Origin of the sequence: Streptomyces sp. NBC_01478 (genome assembly GCF_036227225.1) — a bacterium.
Lineage (GTDB): Bacteria > Actinomycetota > Actinomycetes > Streptomycetales > Streptomycetaceae > Streptomyces.
The window spans coordinates 3,696,089-3,714,137 of the sequence record NZ_CP109444.1 but is presented as its reverse complement, the minus strand read 5'-3'; the positions used below and the strand labels follow the sequence as shown (position 1 = coordinate 3,714,137).

Genomic DNA, 18,049 nt, shown 5'->3' with positions numbered 1-18,049 from the left:
CCCTGACTGCGGCGGTGCCCGGGTGGGCAGCATGACCGGTGGCCGATCGAGGGCGTGCCGATCTGCGGCTCCGGCCACCACGACGAGAGACGAGGAGCGACAGCCATGTCCACCTACTTACTGGTGCACGGTTCCTGGCACAGCGGAGAGTGCTGGGAGCGGGTGGTCCCGCTGCTGACGGCGGCCGGGCACCGGGTGTTCGCGCCGTCGCTGACCGGCCACGGCGACAAGGCACATCTGCTCAGCCGCGAGGTCGGCCTCGACACGTACGTCGACGACGTCGTCGGGCTGATCGTCGAGGAGGGGCTCACCGAGGTGGTCCTCGTGGGACACAGTTACGCCGGGATGGTCGTCTCGTCCGCGGCCAACCGGGTCCCGGACCGGATCGCCCACCTGGTCTACCTCGACGCGATGGTTCCTGAGGACGGCGAGTGCGTGACCGACGTCATGCCCGTGAGCCAGACGCTGATCGACCTCGCCGCACGGTCCGGCACCGACTGGCGGATTCCGCCGCTGCCCGAACTGCCGCCGCCCGACGGCCTGTTCGGGGTCACCGACCCGGCGGACGTCGCCTGGCTGCGTACTCTGCTGACGGACGAGCCGGTGCTCTGCCTCCAGCAGCCGGTCCGACTGGACAACCCCGCCGTGCACGCCGTCCCCCGAACCCACATCCACTGCGTGGGCGTCAGCGAGCGGGAAGGCTACGAGCGGCGCCCGGTCCCCGCGACCCAGCCCAACGGCACCCCGGCACAGGTGTGGGAACTGGAGACCGGCCACGACTGCATGATCACCGTGCCGGGCGAGCTGGCCGACCTCCTGCTCAAGCTGGGCCCGCAAATGATCTGAAAGAACAGCGGATCCCGCACTCCTGCGACTCTTTCGAGCAGCCGTGGACCGCGTTCCTGGACCCGCGCATGGCGTCCGTGACCTACGGACACACTGGGCCTCGTGCCGGACACGACTCACCCGAACCGCGGGAACCTCGGGAATCTGCCGCCCGAGAGACACAGTTTCGTCGGGCGGCGCGCCGAACTCGCCCTGCTCAAGGCCGCGTTGGACCCGGAGCCGGACCCAGGCCCAGGCCCGGGCTTGGGCCCGGGCTCGGGTGTCGGTCCGGCGGCCCGGCTGGTGAGCGTGGTCGGCGTCGGCGGGGTCGGGAAGACCCGGCTCGCCCTGCGCGCGGCGGCGGAGGTCGGGGACGCCTACCCGGACGGGGTCTGGCTGACCGAACTCTCGTCCCTGCACGCCGTCGGAATAGTGGACCTCGCCGTCATGGAGACCCTCCGGCTCGCCGACCGGTCGACCCGCCCGGTGATCGACGTCATCGCCGAATGGGCCCACGGCAGAAGGCTGTTGCTCGTCCTCGACTCCTGCGAACATCTCCTCGCCGACTGTGCCAAGGTCGCCGCCGCCCTGCTGGCCCGGCTGCCCGACCTGCGCGTCCTTGTCACCAGCCGGGAACGGCTCGCGCTGCCCGGCGAGGAGGTGCTCCACCTCGCACCGCTGCCGGTGGACGGCGGCACGGCCCATGGTGGTGACACCGCCGCTGCCGGTGACCTCGCCGCCGCCGGTGACGCCGTCACCCTGTTCGCCGAGCGCGCCGCGGCCGCCGGACGCCCGCTCCGCGAGGACGACCCGGCCGCCCGCGCCACCGCCGCCGCGGTCTGCCGTCGCCTGGACGGCATCCCCCTCGCCCTCGAACTCGCCGCCGCCCGCCTCGCCGACCTCACCCTCGACCAGCTCCACGCCCGGCTCGGCGAACGCCTGCCCTCACCTCCCGACCGGCCCGCATCCTCCGATGTGCCGTCTCCCCTCGACCTGTTGACCTCCGCCCCCGGTGAACGCCCGCCCCGGCACCGGACGTTGCGCACCGCCATCGGCTGGAGCCATGAACTCTGCGCCCCCCTCGAACGCCTGCTGTGGGCGCGGCTGTCCGTCTTCACCGGCGGATTCTGCGCGGAGACCGCCCAACAGGTGTGCGCGGGCGGCCCGTTGGCCCCGGAACGGATCCCCGGGCTGCTCTCCCGGCTCGTCGCCCAGTCCATCGTCCTGCCCGACCCCGTCATCTCGGCCCGCTACCGGATGCTCGACACCGTGCGCGAGTACGGCACCGACTGGCTGTACGCGCTCGGCGAGGAACGCGCCGTACGACGCCGGCACCGCGAGCACTACGCGCGGCTCGCCCACCAGGGCTGCGCCGAGTGGAACACCGGACGGCAAGTCGCCTGGTGCGAACGGGTGTTGAGCGAACACGCCAACTTCCGGGCGGCCGTCGAGAGCGCGCTCGCCGAACCGGACCGGACGGCGGCCGTGGAGATGGCGGGCCATGTCGGGTTCCTGTGGCGGCACTGCGGCTACCTCCGCGAGGCCCGGCACTGCCTCGACCAGGCCCTCGCCGCCGACCCGCCGCCCGGCCACGGCCGCACCCTCGCCCTGTGGTCGCGCGGCGCGGTCGCCATCCTCCAGGGCGACCAGGAGGCGGCGGCCAACTGGGCGGTGCGCTGCGCCGACGCGGCCCGCGAACAGGGTTCCCCGGTCGCCATGGTCGCCGCCGTCTACCTCAGGGGCGGCCAACTGGCTCTCACCGGCCGGCAGGCCGAGGCGATCGACGTCCTCGCCGCCGCACCCCGACTCCCCATACAGGACGACGCGTTCGGCGCCGCCCAGCTCCAGGCGCGGCTCGCGCTGTCCCTCGCGCATGTGCTGCGCGGCGAGTACGAACGCGGCCGTGAGGTCGCCGACGAGGTACGGGGCGCCAGCCGGAAACAGGGCGAGTACTGGTGCGGGGCCTTCGCCGACTACCTCATCGCCCAGGCCGACCTGGCGTACGGCGACCTGCCGGCCGCGGTGCGCGGCGCCCGCACCTCCGTCGCGGGCCACGCCCTGCTGCACAACACCGTCGGCGCCGCCATGTCCCTCGACCTCCTGGCCGCCGCCGTCGTCACCGCCGGGGACGCCCACCGCGCCGCCCGCCTCCTGGGCATCGGCACCCGCCTCTGGGACCTCACCGGCCGCGCCCAGATGGACTCACCCGACCTCATTGCCACCCGCCGCACCTGCGAACTCCGCGTCCGCGAACACCTCGGCGACAACGCCTACGAGAAGGGATACCGGGCGGGCCTGGCCATGTCGTACGACGAGGGAATCACGTACGCGACGGTCTGGCCGGGCGGTCGGTGACGGGGAGCGGGTGAACGGGGGGCCGGTGAAGGGGAGTTGGGGACGGGGAGTCGGGGACTCACACCGCCACGTACGTCACCGGATCGGTCCCCGTCACGACCTCCGCCTGCCCCAGTTTCACCAGTCGCCGCACATGCGCCTCCGCTTCGGACACCGCGATGTTCCGTGACTGGTAGGGGATTTGGGCCCAGGGACGGTTCCACTCCATCCGCTCCGCGACCTGCCAGGCGGTGAGCGGCTCCGACAGCAGGGCGAGGAGGCCGGTCAGCCGGTCCTCGTGGTGGGTGAGCAACTCCCGTACGCGGCCGGGCGCGTCGGTGAAGGTGTGCTGGTGGGCCGGCAGCACCTCGGCGGGGGCGAGCCGGCCGATGCGCTCCAGGGAGTCGAGGTAGTCGCCGAGCGGGTCGGCGATCGTGGTGTCGTCCGGGTCCTCGTAGAGGCCGATGTGCGGGGTGATCTCGGGGAGCAGGTGATCGCCGGAGAACAGCCGCCCGTGGCCCGGGAGTTGGGCCGGGTGCGCCTCCTCCAGATGCAGGCAGACGTGCCCGGGCGTGTGGCCCGGGGTCCAGATCGCGCGCAACTTGCGGCCGGCCAGGTCGAGGAGCTCGCCGGGGACGATCTCGCGGTCGGGCAGGGCGGGCGCGAGCCCCGGCACGCTGCGCGGGCGGGCGGCGCGCAGCGGCGCGAGGTGCTCCTCGGGGGCGCCGGCCGCCGTGAGCTTCGCGGTCATGTACGCCAGCCAGCGGCCCGGTTCGGTCGAACGGGCCCGCCGGACGATCGCCGTGTCCGCCGCGTGCATCGCCAGCCACGCCCCGGACGCCTCGCGCACCCGCCCCGACAGGCCGTGGTGGTCGGGGTGATGGTGGGTGATGACCACGCCATGGACCTCGCCGACCTCCGTACCGCAGGCCGCGAGCCCCTCGACCAGCGTGTCCCACGACGTGGGGTCGTCCCAGCCCGTGTCGACCAGGACCGGCCCGCGGTCGGTGTCGACGACGTAGACGAGGGTGGTCCCCAGTGGGTTGTCGGGGATGGGGACTTCGATGGAACGAACACCGCCGCCGTGGTCGTGGACCTGCCCCGTGGACGTCATGGACTCCCCAATCGCCGCCTTCCGGCCACTATACGTGGACTCCATCGACCGGAACTGGTATTCAGTCTTCGTATCTGATGGAGCGTCAGACAGCGGTACCGGGGAGGCGTTCGGCCATGACAGAGCTCGTGGAACACCGGCAGCTACTCATCGGCGGGGAGTTGACCGACCCCCTGGGCAAGGACGTCATCGAGGTGATCTCCCCGCACACCGAGGAGGTCATCGGACGCGTCCCGCACGCGTCGAGGGAGGACGTGGACCGCGCGGTCGCCGTGGCCCGCAAGGCCTTCGACGAAGGACCCTGGCCGCGCATGGCACTCGACGAACGGCTCGCGGTCGTCACCCGCATCAAGGACGCGATCGCCGTACGGTACGAGGAGATCGGCCGCGTCATCTCCTCCGAGAACGGGTCGCCGTACTCCTGGAGCATCCTCGGGCAGGCGCTCGGCGCGATGATGGTGTGGGACGCGGCGATCACCGTCGCGAAGGGCTTCGCCTACGAGGAGTACCGAGACGGTGTCCTCGGCAAGATCCTCGTACGGCGAGAGCCGGTCGGGGTGGTCGCGGCCGTGGTCCCGTGGAACGTCCCGCAGTTCGTGGCCGCCGCCAAGCTCGCGCCCGCGCTGCTCGCCGGCTGCACGGTGATCCTGAAGCCGTCGCCCGAAACCCCCCTGGACGCCTATCTGTTGGGCGAGATCGCGAAGGAGGCCGGGCTGCCGGACGGCGTCCTGTCGATCCTCCCGGCCGACCGCGAGGTCAGCGAGTACCTGGTCGGACACCCCGGCATCGACAAAGTCTCCTTCACCGGTTCGGTCCCGGCCGGCAGGCGCGTGATGGAGGTCGCCGCCCGTCATCTCACCCGCGTGACACTGGAGTTGGGCGGCAAGTCGGCGGCGATCGTGCTGCCCGACGCGGACATCACGACGTCCGTCCCCGGCATCGTCTCGGCGGCCTGGATGAACAACGGCCAGGCGTGCGTCGCCCAGACCCGCATCCTCGTACCGCGCTCCCGCTACGACGAGTTCGCGGACGCGTTCGCGGCGGCGGCGAGCGCGCTGGTGGTCGGCGACCCGCTCGACCCGGCCACCCAGGTCGGCCCGTTGGTCGCCAAGCGCCAGCAGCAGCGCAACCTCGACTACATCCGCATCGGCCAGGAGGAAGGCGCCAAGATCCTTACCGGCGGCGGCCGTCCACCCGGCCTGGACCGCGGCTGGTACGTCGAGCCGACCCTCTTCGGCGACGTCGACAACTCGATGCGCATCGCCCGCGAGGAGATCTTCGGCCCGGTCATCTGCCTCCTCCCGTACGGCGACGAGACCGAGGCCGTGAAGATCGCGAACGACTCCGACTACGGCCTCAGCGGCAGCGTCTGGACCGCCGACGTGGCCCACGGCATCGACATCGCCCGCCAGGTCCGCACCGGCACCTACAACGTCAACACCTTCAGCCTCGACATGCTCGGCCCCTTCGGCGGCTACAAGAACAGCGGTGTGGGACGGGAGTTCGGGCCCGAGGGCTACTCCGAGTTCCTCGAACACAAGATGATCCACCTGCCGGCCGGCTGGGAGGGGTGAACGGGGGATGGGCGATCGCTGGCAGGTAGAGGTCGACCGCTCCATCTGCATCGGCTCGGCCCAGTGCACCCACCAGGCCCCCGACCGCTTCCGCCTGGACTCGGCCATGCAGTCCCATCCGGCCGCCCCGGAGACCGACGCCAACGAGGAGATCCTCGCGGCGGCGGAGGGGTGCCCGGTGGAGGCCATCATGATCACGCTGCTGGGGAGCGGGGAGCCGGTGTTCCCACCGGAGGAGTGACAGCCCCGGTTCAGTTCCCGGGGCCGGGGCCAGGGCCGGGGCCAGGACAGGGGCCGGGGCCTGTGATCGTGGTCAGCCGCGCCTTGACGGTGTCGGCCTCCGGCATGCCGTGTTCCGTGTACAGGGTGAGTGCGCGCTCGTAGTGGCGGACGGCGGCGTCGGTGTCGTCGCGCGCGAGGTGCACCTCGGCCAACCCGGCGTGGGCGCGGCCCTGCTGGCCCGGGTTGCCGATGTCCTCGGCGATGGTGAGGGCGTCGGTGTGGTGGGTGAGGGCGTCGGTGGGGCGGCCGGCGGCGCGGGCTGCCTCGCCCAGGCCGTTGAGGGCTCTGGCCTCGCCGTCGCGGTCGCCGTTCTGGGCGTAGAGGACGAGCGCCTGGCGGTGGTACTCGGCGGCCTGCGCGTGCCGGTCGCGCAGCGAGTGCACGATGCCGAGGCCGTGCAGCGCCCCGGCCTCGCCGTACCGGTCGCCGACCTCCCGGATCAGCGCGAGGGCCTGCTCCTGGTGCCGGGCGGCCTCGTCGAGCCGGTCGAGCCGGGTCTCGACGGTGCCGAGGTCCATGAGCGCGTGGGCCTCCAGGTAGCGGTTGCCGGTGCGGCGCAGCAGCGTCAGGGACTGCTGGAGATGGTCGGCGGCCTGGTCGTAGCGGCCCAACTGCCCTTCTATGTGGGCGAGGTTCTTCAGGGCGATCGACTCGCCCGACGTGTCCTCGACGCTCCGGTACAGCAGCAGCGCCTGTTCGAGGTACTCGACGGCCGACCGGAAGCGGCCCAGGCGTTCGTCGACGAGGCCGAGGTTGACCAGCGCGCGGGCCTGACCGGTGGGGTCACCGGCCTGCCGGAACAGGGTCAGCGCCTCCTGGAGGTACCGGCGGGCCGGTTCGTGCCGGGCGAGTTGATAGTGGGCGGTACCGATCCCGAGCAGCGCCCGGGCCTCGCCCGCCGGGTCGCCGATCAGCCGGGCGGCGTCCCGCGCGTGCCCGTGGATCGTGAGGCCGTCGGTGTGGTGACCGCTGATGAGGTGGCGGTACAGGGTGAGCGACAGCCGGATGGCGTGCGTGGGCCGGCCGTGGGCGGCGGTGTGCGCGGACATGGCCGTCAGACACGCACGCTCGGCGGCCAGCCAGGCACGCGCGGCGTCCGGATCGGACAAGTCGGGCACGGTGCCCGCGGTTTCGGGAGCCGCGGGACGCAAGTGGGCCTCGGCCGGGTGGAGTTGGTCCATGGCGGCGGCCGCGGTGGCGAGGTAGTGATCGAAGAGCCGGTCCAGCGCGGCGCCGCGGTCCTCCGGGGAGTCCTGCGCGGAGGCGAGTTGAGCGGCGTAGGCGCGGAGGAGGTCGTGCATGCCGTAGCGGGGGGTGTTCGCGCGTTGGGCGAGTCGGGTGTGGGTGGGGGCTTGCTGGAAGCTGGGGGTAGATCTAACCACCGTCTTAGGCTTTGACTGGTTAGATCTACCCCCGGCTTCCAGAGGGGACAGGCCCGGGGACGCGCCGGTCGGTGCGGCTGCCGCGTCCGCGCGCTGGACCAGATGGGCGCGGGCCAGGACGTCGAGCGCACGGCGGGCATTCGCCGTAGAACTACCGGTCAGTGCGGCGGCGGCGGACGCGTCGAGATCCGGGCCGGGATGCAGGCCGAGCAGGCGGAAAGTGCGGGCCGCTGCCATGGGCAACTGGCGTAGGGACCAGGAGAAGACCGTGACTACGGCGGCCCGGGGGTCGCCCTCCGCGTTCAGGAGGTACAACCGCCGCTGCTGGTCGGCGAGTTCGGCGACGAGGTCGGTCAGTGGGGTGCCGGGGCGGGTGGCGGCGAGTTCCGCGGCGACCCGGAGTGCCAGCGGCAGCCGCGCGCACTGTGCGGCGAGGCTGTCCACGGCCTCGGGCTCGGCCTCGGCGCGGGGACCGATGAGCCGGCGCAGCAGGGTGCGGGCGGCACCGGCGGGCAGCAGGTCGAGGTCGAGACGCTGGGCGCCCTCCCGCGCGACCAGCCCGGCCAGGCTGTCGCGGCTGGTCACCAGCACCGCGCAGGAACCGGTGCCGGGCAGCAGCGGTCGGACCTGCTCGACGGTGGCCGCGTTGTCCAGCACGATCAGCATGCGCCGGTCCGCGACCTCCGTGCGGTAGCGCGCCGCCCGGTCGTCCGGCTCCGCCGGGATGTCCTGCTCGGGCACCCCGAGCGCGGTCAGGAACCGGACCAGCGCGTCGGGGGCGGTCACCGGCCGCTCGGGGTCGTAGCCGCGCAGGTTCACATACAACTGCCCGTCGGGGAACCGGTCCCGGGCCCGGTGCGCCCAGTGCACCGCCAGGGCCGTCTTGCCCACGCCCGCCGTCCCGGACACCGCAGAGACCACCACCGCGGTCGGCCGAACCGTGCCCGCGCCCACCCCCAAGACCTTCTCCAGTTGGGCCAGTTCCTCTTCGCGCCCGGTGAACCCCGCCACCTCCAGGGGGAGTTGGGCGGGTACGACCCTGACGCGCCCGGTACCGGCCCCGGACGGCGGGCGCGGGGCGGCCTTCCCGCTCAGGACCGCCTGGTGGGCCTGCCGGGCCTCCGCCCCCGGGGCGGTGCCGAGTTCGTCGGCCAGCCGCTTGTGCAGCGCGGCGTAGCAGGCCAGTGCCTCCGGGCCGCGCCCGGCGGCGTGCAGCGCCCGGATCAGCGCGACGGCGAGCGGCTCGACCAGCGGGTGCTCGGCGACGAGGACGGACAGCGCGTCGACCACCACGAGGTGCCCGCCGACCCGGAGTTCGGCGTCCGCCCAGACGAGCACGGCGTCGATGTACTGGCGCAGCCAGCTCTCCCGGGTCCGCGTCGCCCACGCACCGGGCAGCCCGGCCAGCGGCGTGCCCTGCCACAGCCCCATCGCCTCCCGCAGGGTCAACACCCGTGCCGCGTCGGGGACTTCGGCCCGGCGGGCCCGCGCGACCAGCTCCCGGAAACGGTGCACGTCGACCAGGTCCGCCGCGACGTCGAGCCGGTAACCCGCCGGTCCACGCACCAACTCCACTGCGGCGGACGGGACTTCGGAGCCCCCGGACGAGTCCCCGGACGCCAGCAGTGGACCCGTGTCCACCAGGACCCGGCGGATGCGCGCGACATGGGCGTAGAGCGTGCTGCGCACCTGCGCGGGCGGATCCTCGCCCCAGACCCGGTCGATCAGTGTCTCGGCCGGCACCCAGCGCCCCGCGTCCACCAGCAGCGCCGCCAGGACCGTACGCCGCTTCGCGGGACCCAGCTCGACCGGCCGGCCCGCGACCCATAACTCCACGGGCCCCAGCAGCCGAAATCCCCTCACGCCGTCCACACCGTCCCGCCCCACGTGCTTCACAGGTTCTCCACCGCGCACCCAATCACCTGCCCACCTGCGGGACAAGGTTCGCGCAAGGTCCCCGACCACCTCCCTCCGCCACCTTGGGCACGGCAACTCGCCCGCACCACGGACGACTTCGGGTCCGTGGGCGGCACCCCGAGTGATGGAGGAACACAGAGAATGAAGCGGATCCTGGCCAAGGCCGGCATCGCCCTGGGAAGCGTGGCCCTGGCCACCACCGGCGCGTTCATCACCGCCGCACCGGCGAACGCGGCACTGTCGGACTGCCCCTCCGGGGGACTCTGCGCCTACCTCGGCGTCAACGGCTCGGGCGACCCCGGCGTGGTCTACGGCGACAACACGAACCTGCTCCAGTACAACAAGTTCAACAACGCCGAGTCGCTCTACAACAACGGCAATAGCTGCAACGTCCGGATCTACTCCGGCACGGGCTACACGGGTTCCAGCTACATCCTCGCCAAGGGCTACTACAACGGTTCCCTGGCGAACACCGTGTACTGGCACAACGTCGCCTCCAACGACTGGTGCGTGTGACCACAACCACGGCGCGGCGGACACTGCTCGCGGTGCTCCTTGTGCTGACCGCGGCCGGCTGCTCCCCCGGGGGAGAGCAGCCGGCCCGCGGGCCGGTGGCGCTCGACGTGCGTCCCCTCTCGGGCGCCACCGCGTCCACCCACGCCGACGCCGTACGCCTGCACGACCGTGAGGAACGAGCCGTCGCGGCCTGTATGAGCGCCCGCGGCCAGACGTACACGGCACAGCCCCGCACCGCGTCCGCGCGGGGCGAGGAGACCAACCCCTACGGGCTGCTCACCGTCAGGAAGGCGACCCAGGACGGGTACGGCATCGTCGGCGAGTACCTGTACCAGCGGTCCACGCCCGTCCCGGCGAGCGAACCCCATCCGGCGTCCTGGCAGCGGGCGTTGACCGGCACCCCGGCGCACCGGGTGAGCCTGCGGCTGGCCGACGGCGTCAACCTGGCCTATTCCAGCGACGGTTGCGTCGCCCGGGCCCGCGCCGAGGTGTACGGCGCGGACTGGAACACGGTGGAGCCCCTCGCCGTAGGACTGGCGAACCGGGTGCTCGGCGCCGTCGAGAAGGATGCCGACTACCGTGCCGCCGTGCGGAGTTGGTCCTCGTGCATGACAGAGGCGGGGCACCCGGCGACGGACCTCCAGGCCCCTCGGAAGGCCGTCGAGTCGCGCCTGCGGAAGGCCGCGTCGGACGAGCGGGCCCTGCGCGCGCTCGGCAACGACGAGCTCCGCACCGCCCGCGCCGACGCGGAGTGCCAGTTGGACACGGGACTGTCCGAAGCGGTCCGGGACGTCCAACGGGCGGTCGAGAAGCGGCTGTTGACGGCCGTCGACAGAAAGACCGTGGCGCGCTATGTGACGGACCGTCATCGGGCACTGGCCGCCGCCACCGCGTGAGCACGAACGCCGGCCTATCCAGGGGCCGGCGTTCTCGCGCTCCCGGCTAGTCCTTCTTCTCCGGGTCCGTCAGGTCGATCAGCCGGCACACCGTCTCGATGTCGATCTTCACCTGGGCGATGGACGCGCGGCCCGAGAGCCAGGTGATCAGGGCCGAGTGCCAGGTGTGCTCGATGACCCGCACCGCGGAGAGCTGCTCGGGCGTCGGGTTCTCCAGGCCCATCGCGTCCAGGATGATCACCGTGGTCTGGCGGGAGACCTGGTCGACCTCGGGGGAGACGCTGCGGTCCGCGAAGGTCAGCGCGCGCACCATCGCGTCCGCGAGATGCGGCTCGCGCTGAAGCGCCCGGAAGGCCCGCATCAGGGTCTCTGCGACCCGCTCGGCCGCGCTCTCGCCGCCCGGCGGCTTCTTCCGCAGCGTGCCGTGCATGTGCTCCAACTGGTCCTGCATCGTGGCGACCAGCAGATGCACCTTGGACGGGAAGTACCGGTACAGCGTGCCGAGCGCGACCTGCGAGGACTCCGCGACCTCCCGCATCTGCACCGCGTCGAAACCGCCCCGGCTCGCCAACTGCGCGCTCGCGTGCAGGATGCGGCGCCGCCGGGCCTCCTGCCGCTCGGTGAGGGGCGGCGAGGTCCGCGCAGTGGCTTCGGGCTTGGCTTCCACTGGCATGGCTCCCGTTCCGTGACTGTTCCCGTGACTGTCGGTGAAGGCGGGTGATCGGACCGATCATGGCAGGGCGTCGGCCGTGGTGTGAATCACCTGATCCACTTCTCCGAGGGCCCGTACCGGCCGGTAGATTCAGAACCTCCTGGACGATCAAGTCTGAAACTTGTTCTAGATTAGCGTCCCGGCGTAATCTCGCGGGACAGTGCAGGCAGAAGGGGGCTCAGAGTGACCGCTGAGGCCAGTCAGGCGGGTCCCCAGGAGGACCCCGCCGAAGACGGCGAGCGACCGCTCCGTATCGCACTCCTCACCTATAAGGGGAACCCGTTCTGCGGGGGCCAGGGCGTCTACGTCCGCCACCTCTCCCGCGAACTGGCCCGCCTCGGCCACCGCGTCGAGGTCATCGGCTCACAGCCCTACCCGGTCCTCGACCCGGGCTACGACGGCATCTCCCTGACCGAGCTGCCCTCGCTCGACCTCTACCGCTCCCCGGACCCCTTCCGCACCCCGAAGCGCGACGAGTACCGCGACTGGATCGACGCCCTCGAAGTGGCGACGATGTGGACCGGCGGTTTCCCCGAGCCCCTCACGTTCTCGCTCCGCGCCCGCCGCCATCTCCGCGCCAGACGCGGCGAGTTCGACGTCGTGCACGACAACCAGACGCTCGGCTACGGCCTGTTGGGCGACGTCGGCGCCCCGCTGGTGACGACGATCCATCACCCCATCACCGTGGACCGGCAGTTGGAGCTGGATGCGGCGGAGGACCGGCGCCAGCGCATGTCCAAGCGCCGCTGGTACGCGTTCACCCGGATGCAGAAGCGCGTCGCCCGCCGCCTCCCCTCCGTGCTCACCGTCTCCGGCACCTCGCGCCAGGAGATCATCGACCACCTCGGTGTCCGCGACGACCGCATCCACGTCGTCCACATCGGCGCCGACACCGACCAGTTCTCCCCGGACCCCGCCGTCCCCCAGGTGCCCGGCCGGATCGTCACCACGTCCAGCGCGGACGTCCCCCTCAAGGGCCTGGTCTTCCTGGTCGAGGCCCTCGCCAAGATCCGCACCGAACACTCCGACGCCCACCTGATCGTCGTAGGCAAGCGCCCGACGGAGGGCCCGGTCGCCCAGGCCGTCGAGCGCTACGGCCTCGAAGGCGCCGTCGAGTTCGTCAAGGGCATCTCGGACGCCGAACTCGTCGACCTGGTCCGCTCGGCGGAGGTCGCCTGCGTGCCCTCCCTGTACGAGGGCTTCTCCCTCCCGGCGGCGGAGGCGATGGCCACCGGCACGCCCCTCGTGGCGACGACGGGCGGGGCGATCCCGGAGGTCGCCGGACGCGACGGCGAGACCTGCCTCGCGGTACCGCCGGGCGACCCGGGCGCACTGGCCACCGCCCTGAGCCGACTGCTGGGCGACCCGGAGCTGAGAGTGCGGCTGGGCCGCGCCGGCCGTGAGCGGGTACTGGCCCGGTTCACCTGGACGCGAGCCGCGCAGGGCACGGTCCTGCGCTACCGCGAGGCCATGGCCGGCTCCGCCGCCAAGCTCCCCGGCCGCTCCGCGGCCACCGAGGTCCGGTCCACGACCTCGCCAAGTGACACCGGTGTCTATCCCGAAAGCAGGGCCTCGTGCTGACCGTCGACTTCTCCCGGTTCCCGCTCGCCCCTGGCGACCGTGTCCTGGACCTCGGGTGCGGTGCCGGGCGGCACGCGTTCGAGTGCTACCGGCGAGGGGCACAGGTCGTCGCCCTCGACCAGAACGCCGAGGAGATCCGCGAGGTCGCCAAGTGGTTCGCGGCGATGAAGGAGGCCGGCGAGGCCCCGGCCGGCGCCACCGCCACCGCGATGGAGGGTGACGCACTCCAACTCCCCTTCCCCGACGAGTCGTTCGACGTCGTGATCATCTCCGAGGTGATGGAACACATCCCGGACGACAAGGGCGTGCTCGCCGAGATGGTCCGGGTCCTGAAGCCCGGCGGCCGCATCGCCATCACCGTCCCGCGCTACGGCCCCGAGAAGATCTGCTGGGCCCTGTCCGACGCCTACCACGAGGTCGAGGGCGGCCACATCCGCATCTACAAGGCGGACGAACTCCTCACGAAGATCCGCGAGGCGGGCCTCCAGCCGTACGGCACCCATCACGCGCACGGACTGCACTCGCCGTACTGGTGGCTGAAGTGCGCGTTCGGCGTGGACAACGACAAGGCGCTGCCGGTGCAGGCGTACCACAAGCTCCTGGTCTGGGACATCATGAAGAAACCCGTCGCCACCCGGGTCGCCGAACAGGCGCTGAACCCGCTGATCGGCAAGAGCTTCGTGGCGTACGCGACCAAGCCGCACCTGCCCCTGGCGGAAGCCAAGTGACCACTCCCCGGACAGAACACCTCGTCCTGCCCGGGGTCCTCACCGCGGAGCAGGCCGCCGCGACCGTCGCCGGCATCCTCGCCGTGCAGCGGGAGGACGGGGCGATCCCGTGGTTCCGGGGCCATCACCTCGACCCGTGGGACCACACCGAGGCCGCGATGGCGCTCGACGCGGCGGGCGAGCACGAGGCCGCCGACCGGGCGTACACCTGGCTCGCCCGGCACCAGAACGAGGACGGCTCCTGGTACGCGGCCTACGCCGACGGAGACGCGCACGACGTCACCGACCGGGGCCGCGAGACCAACTTCGTCGCCTACATAGCCGTAGGCGTGTGGCACCACTACCTCGCGACCGGCGACGACACGTTCCTGGACCGGCTGTGGCCCACGGTGTTCGCGGCGGTCGAGTTCGTGCTGCGGCTTCAGCAGCCGGGCGGGCAGATCGGCTGGAAGCGCGAGGACGACGGCACGGACACGACGGACGCGCTCCTCACCGGTTCCTCCTCGATCCACCAGGCGCTGCGCTGCGCGCTCGCGATCGCCGAACAGCGTGAAGAGCCGCAGCCGGACTGGGAGTTGGCGGTCGGCGCGCTACGGCACGCGATCCGGCGGCATCCGGAACGGTTCCTGGACAAAGGCCGTTACTCGATGGACTGGTACTACCCGGTCCTGGGCGGCGCGTTGACCGGCACGGAGGCCAAGTCCCGGGTGGAGGACGGCTGGAGCCGGTTCGTCGTGCCCGATCTCGGGGTGCGGTGTGTCGTCCCCAACCCGTGGGTGACGGGTGGCGAGTCCGCCGAACTCGCCCTGGCGCTGTGGGTGTTGGGGGAGTCCGACCGTGCGTTGGAGATCCTCCAGTCGATCCGGCATCTGCGCGATGCGGAGACCGGGCTGTACTGGACGGGGTATGTCTTCGACGACGACGCGGTGTGGCCGCGTGAGTTGACCACGTGGACTGCCGGGTCGTTGCTGCTTGCGGTGGCGGCGCTGGGGGGCCATGACGCGACGTGCGCGGTCTTCGGGGCCGAGCACTTGCCGTTGGGGCTGGATCCGGATTGTTGTTGAGCGCGGGCCGGTGGGGGCTGGTCGCGCAGTTCCCCGCGCCCCTTAAAAACAGGCCGGTTGCAACGGGCCATCTTTTAGGGGCGCGGGGAACTGCGCGACCAGCCACAACGAACCCGCAGACGACATCCGGCCCAGCGCTCAGTGGTTAACCCGGTTCGCGATCGCATGCCCGATGAACAGGTACACCACTGCGGCAAGGCCATACCCGCAGACGACCCTCGCCCACGCCTCGTCGAAGGTGAACAGGTCACGGGACCAGCCGGCGAGCCAGTTGGCCGAGTGGTGGACGAACTGCACGAGGTCGTTCGCGCGGTTGGCGTCCAGCAGGTACATCAGAATCCACAGGGCCAGGATGAGGGCCATGATGTCGGCGATGATCACGATGACATTGCCGACGGAATTCGAACCGCGTCGATAGTAGGGGGACATGCGAACCGGATTGCCGCTTCCGGCCGTATGAAACCCGGCCGGGGAAAACCCGAACGGTCCCGCCCGGGTGGCGCACGCGGCGGAGCCGGGCGAGGCTGCCCGGGTAAGGACACCCACTCGGGGAGAACACCCCGGAGGACCCCGTGCCCGTACCGATACGGCGCCTCTTCGTGGCGCTCACCCTGTGCTGCGCCCTGCTCGCCGGTGCCACGGCCTGCGGCAGCGCCACCGAGGACGCCACGCAGGACACCGCAGCCGTAGTGGCCGCCGCCGCCACCCCGAGCCCCAGCACCTCCGCCGAACGGCAGAAGTTCGCCAAGACCCGCTTCGTCGCGAACGCGGGTCTCGCCGCCGGTGCCACCTACCAGTGGATCGTGAAGCCCTGGAAGGCGGGCAAGTTCAAGAAGGGCGCGAGCGGCCGCAGGTTCGCGCTCGTCAAGGCGGGCCTCGCGGGCGCGTTCGCGTACAACCGGCTCAAGGCGGCCAAGAAGAACGCCCAGGGCGACCCCGCGCTCTCCAAGGCACTCGCCCCGCTGACCGCCGGCATCGACTCCCTCAAGGATCTTCCGTCCAAGCTGCGCAAGGGCGACTCGACGGATGCCACGGCGAGTTCCTTCGACGACATCATCAACAAGGTCAAGGAAGCCGGGAAGAGCGCGGGCGCCGAGGTGACCGACAAGGTGCCGTCGGCAGGCCAACTGACGGGCGGCTGAAGGTGAGTTGAGCGGCTCCTAGGAGTTCAGCTCCGCCAGCACCCGCAGCGTGTGCGGGTCGGGCGCAAGGGCCAGCAGATCCGTCACCGGGCCCTTGCGCCACAACTCCAGCTTCTCCGCGATCCGTTCACGCGGGCCCACGAGCGAGATCTCGTCCGCGAACGCGTCCGGCACCGCGAGCACGGCCTCCTCCCGGCGCCCCGCGAGGAACAACTCCTGTATCCGCCGGGCCTCTTCCTCGTACCCCATACGCGCCATCAGATCGGCGTGGAAGTTACGGGCCGCGTGCCCCATCCCCCCGATGTAGAAGCCGAGCATCATCTTCACGGGGAGGAGGCCTTCGGCGACGTCGTCGCAGACCTTCACCTGCGCCATGGGCGCGACGAGGAAGTCGTCGCGGAAGACCGTCGTCCCGTAGACCTCCGGGCGGCTCGGCGACCAGTACAACGGCAGCCATCCGTCCGCGATCTCCGCCGTCTGCGCCACGTTCTTCGGCCCCTCCGCACCGAGCAGGATCGGCAGGTCGGAACGGAGCGGGTGGGTGATGGACTTGAGCGCCTTGCCGAGCCCGGTCCCGTCCGCGCCCCGGTACGGATGCGCGTGGAACCGCCCGGCCACCTCGACCGGCGCCTCCCGCCGCAGCACCTGCCGTACGACCTCGACGTACTCCCGGGTCGCGGTGAGCGGCGACTTGGGGAACGGCCGCCCGTACCACCCCTCCACCACCTGCGGCCCCGACAGCCCGAGCCCGAGCAGCACGCGCCCGCCGGAGAGATGGTCGAGGGTGAGCGCGTGCATCGCGGTGGTGGTCGGCGAGCGGGCCGCCATCTGCGCAACGGCCGTGCCCAGTCTGATCGTTGAGGTCTGCGCCGCGATCCAGGTGAGGGGAGTGAAGGCGTCGGAGCCCCACGACTCGGCCGTCCACACGGAGTCGTACCCGAGCCGCTCGGCCTCCAGCGCCAGCGGCACATGGTCGGCGGAGGGCCCGCGCCCCCAGTACCCGAGTGCGAGACCGAGCCGCATATCGCCTCCACAGCAACCGAACTGACGGTCCGTCAGCAAACCGTTCGACGGCTGCGACTGTACGACAACGGCCCCCCGCCCGGAAGGGCGAGGGGCCGCGGCGAACGCTGAGGGAGGGGGCTCAGCCGCGCTGGATCCCCGAGGTGTCCTGGAGGACGCCACGACGGCCGTCCTGGGTCTGCGCGACCAGCGCCGGACCGCGCTGCTCGACGGCCAAGTACCAGGTACCCGGAGCCAGTTCGGCGATCGGCGCCGGCGAACCGTCCTCCGCGAACAGCGGCCGGGCCACCGGCACCGCGAACCAGAACGGCGAGAAGTCCCCGGCCGGCGCCGGCGCGGGCTGCCCGAACGGCTGCGCGGCCTGCGCCTGTTGCGGCGGAGTGCCGTACGAGGGCTGCTGCGGCGCACCGGCACCCGGGTAGCCGTAACCACCGGGCGGCTGGGCGCCGTAGGGCTGCGGGGCGGCCGGCTTGGGGGCCGGGACGAGGGCGGCCTGGAGGGGCGGGAGGAGGGGCGTCGCGATGGCGCCGCCTGCCATGACGAGGGCGGCGATGAAGCCGAGGATGAGGCCGGCGCCCGCGCTGACGTTGTCGCCGACGTCCACCAGCGTCCAGAACAGGGCCCACGCGGTGAGGACCGTGAACGCCACGCCGACTGTCCCGAGGTCCAGGCCCACGATCTTGCGCGGCTGCGGCAGACAACGGTTGACGACGACGAGAGCGGCACCGATGACGCCGCCCATGTAGGTGCCGAGGCCGTTACCGAGGCTCGTCCACGCGGTGATGTCCAGGTCGATCCCGTTGGCCGTGTAGAACTTGAGGAACGACGCGATGAAGAGCAATACCGCTGCCCCGATCACCACGCCGTCGCCTCGTGTGAGGGAGCGGATATTCACTTCAGGTCCTTCGTAGGTCGTCTCGTCGTCGGTTGACCCTATCGTCCACCCTGCCAGGGTGTCC

The 18,049-nt window shown here is 71.7% G+C and carries 16 protein-coding genes; 10 read left to right on the top strand and 6 right to left on the bottom strand.

The window, feature by feature from the left end; all coding sequences use genetic code 11:
* Nucleotides 1–105 precede the first annotated feature (105 nt).
* On the top strand, nt 106–846 hold the full coding sequence (locus tag OG223_RS16670) for an alpha/beta fold hydrolase (RefSeq protein WP_329248658.1): 741 nt from the start codon (nt 106–108) through the stop codon (nt 844–846).
* A 102-nt stretch (nt 847–948) separates the two neighbouring features.
* Nucleotides 949–3,180: an ATP-binding protein gene (locus tag OG223_RS16665; protein WP_329248654.1), complete on the top strand. Its 2,232-nt coding sequence runs from the start codon at nt 949–951 to the stop codon at nt 3,178–3,180.
* A 58-nt stretch (nt 3,181–3,238) separates the two neighbouring features.
* Here OG223_RS16665 and OG223_RS16660 read toward each other — a convergent pair whose 3' ends face one another.
* Nucleotides 3,239–4,273, bottom strand: coding sequence for an MBL fold metallo-hydrolase (locus OG223_RS16660; RefSeq protein WP_329248652.1), 1,035 nt, complete (start codon nt 4,271–4,273; stop codon nt 3,239–3,241).
* Between the two features lie 116 nt (nt 4,274–4,389).
* Here OG223_RS16660 and OG223_RS16655 point away from each other — a divergent pair, with 116 nt between their 5' ends.
* The gene (locus OG223_RS16655) at nt 4,390–5,847 is read left to right on the top strand and encodes an aldehyde dehydrogenase (protein WP_329248649.1); all 1,458 of its coding nucleotides are present in this window, start codon (nt 4,390–4,392) and stop codon (nt 5,845–5,847) included.
* A gap of 7 nt (nt 5,848–5,854) precedes the next feature.
* Complete coding sequence (locus OG223_RS16650; RefSeq protein ID WP_329248646.1) at nt 5,855–6,088, top strand: ferredoxin; 234 nt, start codon at nt 5,855–5,857, stop codon at nt 6,086–6,088.
* 10 nt (nt 6,089–6,098) lie between these two features.
* Here the strand turns inward: OG223_RS16650 and OG223_RS16645 are convergent, their stop codons facing one another.
* A complete protein-coding gene (locus OG223_RS16645; RefSeq protein WP_329248643.1) occupies nt 6,099–9,407 on the bottom strand; it encodes an AfsR/SARP family transcriptional regulator in 3,309 nt (1,102 codons plus the stop codon).
* Nucleotides 9,408–9,569: 162 nt separating this feature from the next.
* Here OG223_RS16645 and OG223_RS16640 point away from each other — a divergent pair, with 162 nt between their 5' ends.
* Entirely contained in the window at nt 9,570–9,944 is a 375-nt protein-coding gene (locus tag OG223_RS16640; RefSeq protein ID WP_033281858.1) for a peptidase inhibitor family I36 protein, read from the top strand.
* Entirely contained in the window at nt 9,941–10,840 is a 900-nt protein-coding gene (locus OG223_RS16635) for a hypothetical protein (protein WP_329248638.1), read from the top strand. The genes OG223_RS16640 and OG223_RS16635 overlap by 4 nt, the downstream gene beginning before the upstream one ends.
* 46 nt (nt 10,841–10,886) lie before the next feature.
* Here the strand turns inward: OG223_RS16635 and OG223_RS16630 are convergent, their stop codons facing one another.
* Nucleotides 10,887–11,513 carry a TetR family transcriptional regulator gene (locus OG223_RS16630; protein WP_329248635.1) on the bottom strand — a complete coding sequence of 209 codons (627 nt, stop codon included), beginning with the start codon at nt 11,511–11,513 and terminating at the stop codon, nt 10,887–10,889.
* A gap of 222 nt (nt 11,514–11,735) precedes the next feature.
* Between OG223_RS16630 and OG223_RS16625 the strand changes: the two genes are divergently transcribed.
* The 3 genes from OG223_RS16625 to OG223_RS16615 are packed head-to-tail and all read left to right on the top strand — an operon-like array spanning nt 11,736 to nt 14,925.
* Nucleotides 11,736–13,133, top strand: a complete 1,398-nt coding sequence (locus OG223_RS16625; protein ID WP_329248632.1) for a glycosyltransferase family 4 protein — start codon at nt 11,736–11,738, stop codon at nt 13,131–13,133.
* Nucleotides 13,127–13,861, top strand: a complete 735-nt coding sequence (locus OG223_RS16620; protein WP_329248630.1) for a class I SAM-dependent methyltransferase — start codon at nt 13,127–13,129, stop codon at nt 13,859–13,861. The genes OG223_RS16625 and OG223_RS16620 overlap by 7 nt, the downstream gene beginning before the upstream one ends.
* Nucleotides 13,858–14,925, top strand: a complete 1,068-nt coding sequence (locus OG223_RS16615) for a prenyltransferase (RefSeq protein ID WP_329248627.1) — start codon at nt 13,858–13,860, stop codon at nt 14,923–14,925. The genes OG223_RS16620 and OG223_RS16615 overlap by 4 nt, the downstream gene beginning before the upstream one ends.
* A gap of 138 nt (nt 14,926–15,063) precedes the next feature.
* On the opposite strand, the gene OG223_RS16610 is transcribed toward OG223_RS16615, so the two are convergent.
* Nucleotides 15,064–15,354: a hypothetical protein gene (locus OG223_RS16610; protein ID WP_329265308.1), complete on the bottom strand. Its 291-nt coding sequence runs from the start codon at nt 15,352–15,354 to the stop codon at nt 15,064–15,066.
* 143 nt (nt 15,355–15,497) lie between these two features.
* Here OG223_RS16610 and OG223_RS16605 point away from each other — a divergent pair, with 143 nt between their 5' ends.
* Nucleotides 15,498–16,067 carry a hypothetical protein gene (locus tag OG223_RS16605; protein ID WP_329248625.1) on the top strand — a complete coding sequence of 190 codons (570 nt, stop codon included), beginning with the start codon at nt 15,498–15,500 and terminating at the stop codon, nt 16,065–16,067.
* Nucleotides 16,068–16,085: 18 nt separating this feature from the next.
* On the opposite strand, the gene OG223_RS16600 is transcribed toward OG223_RS16605, so the two are convergent.
* Together OG223_RS16600 and OG223_RS16595 are read right to left on the bottom strand one after the other, a co-directional pair.
* Nucleotides 16,086–17,090 (bottom strand): LLM class F420-dependent oxidoreductase, encoded by a 1,005-nt coding sequence (locus OG223_RS16600; protein WP_329248622.1) that lies wholly within the window; start codon nt 17,088–17,090, stop codon nt 16,086–16,088.
* 121 nt (nt 17,091–17,211) lie between these two features.
* Nucleotides 17,212–17,985: a hypothetical protein gene (locus tag OG223_RS16595; RefSeq protein WP_329248620.1), complete on the bottom strand. Its 774-nt coding sequence runs from the start codon at nt 17,983–17,985 to the stop codon at nt 17,212–17,214.
* Nucleotides 17,986–18,049 lie beyond the last annotated feature (64 nt).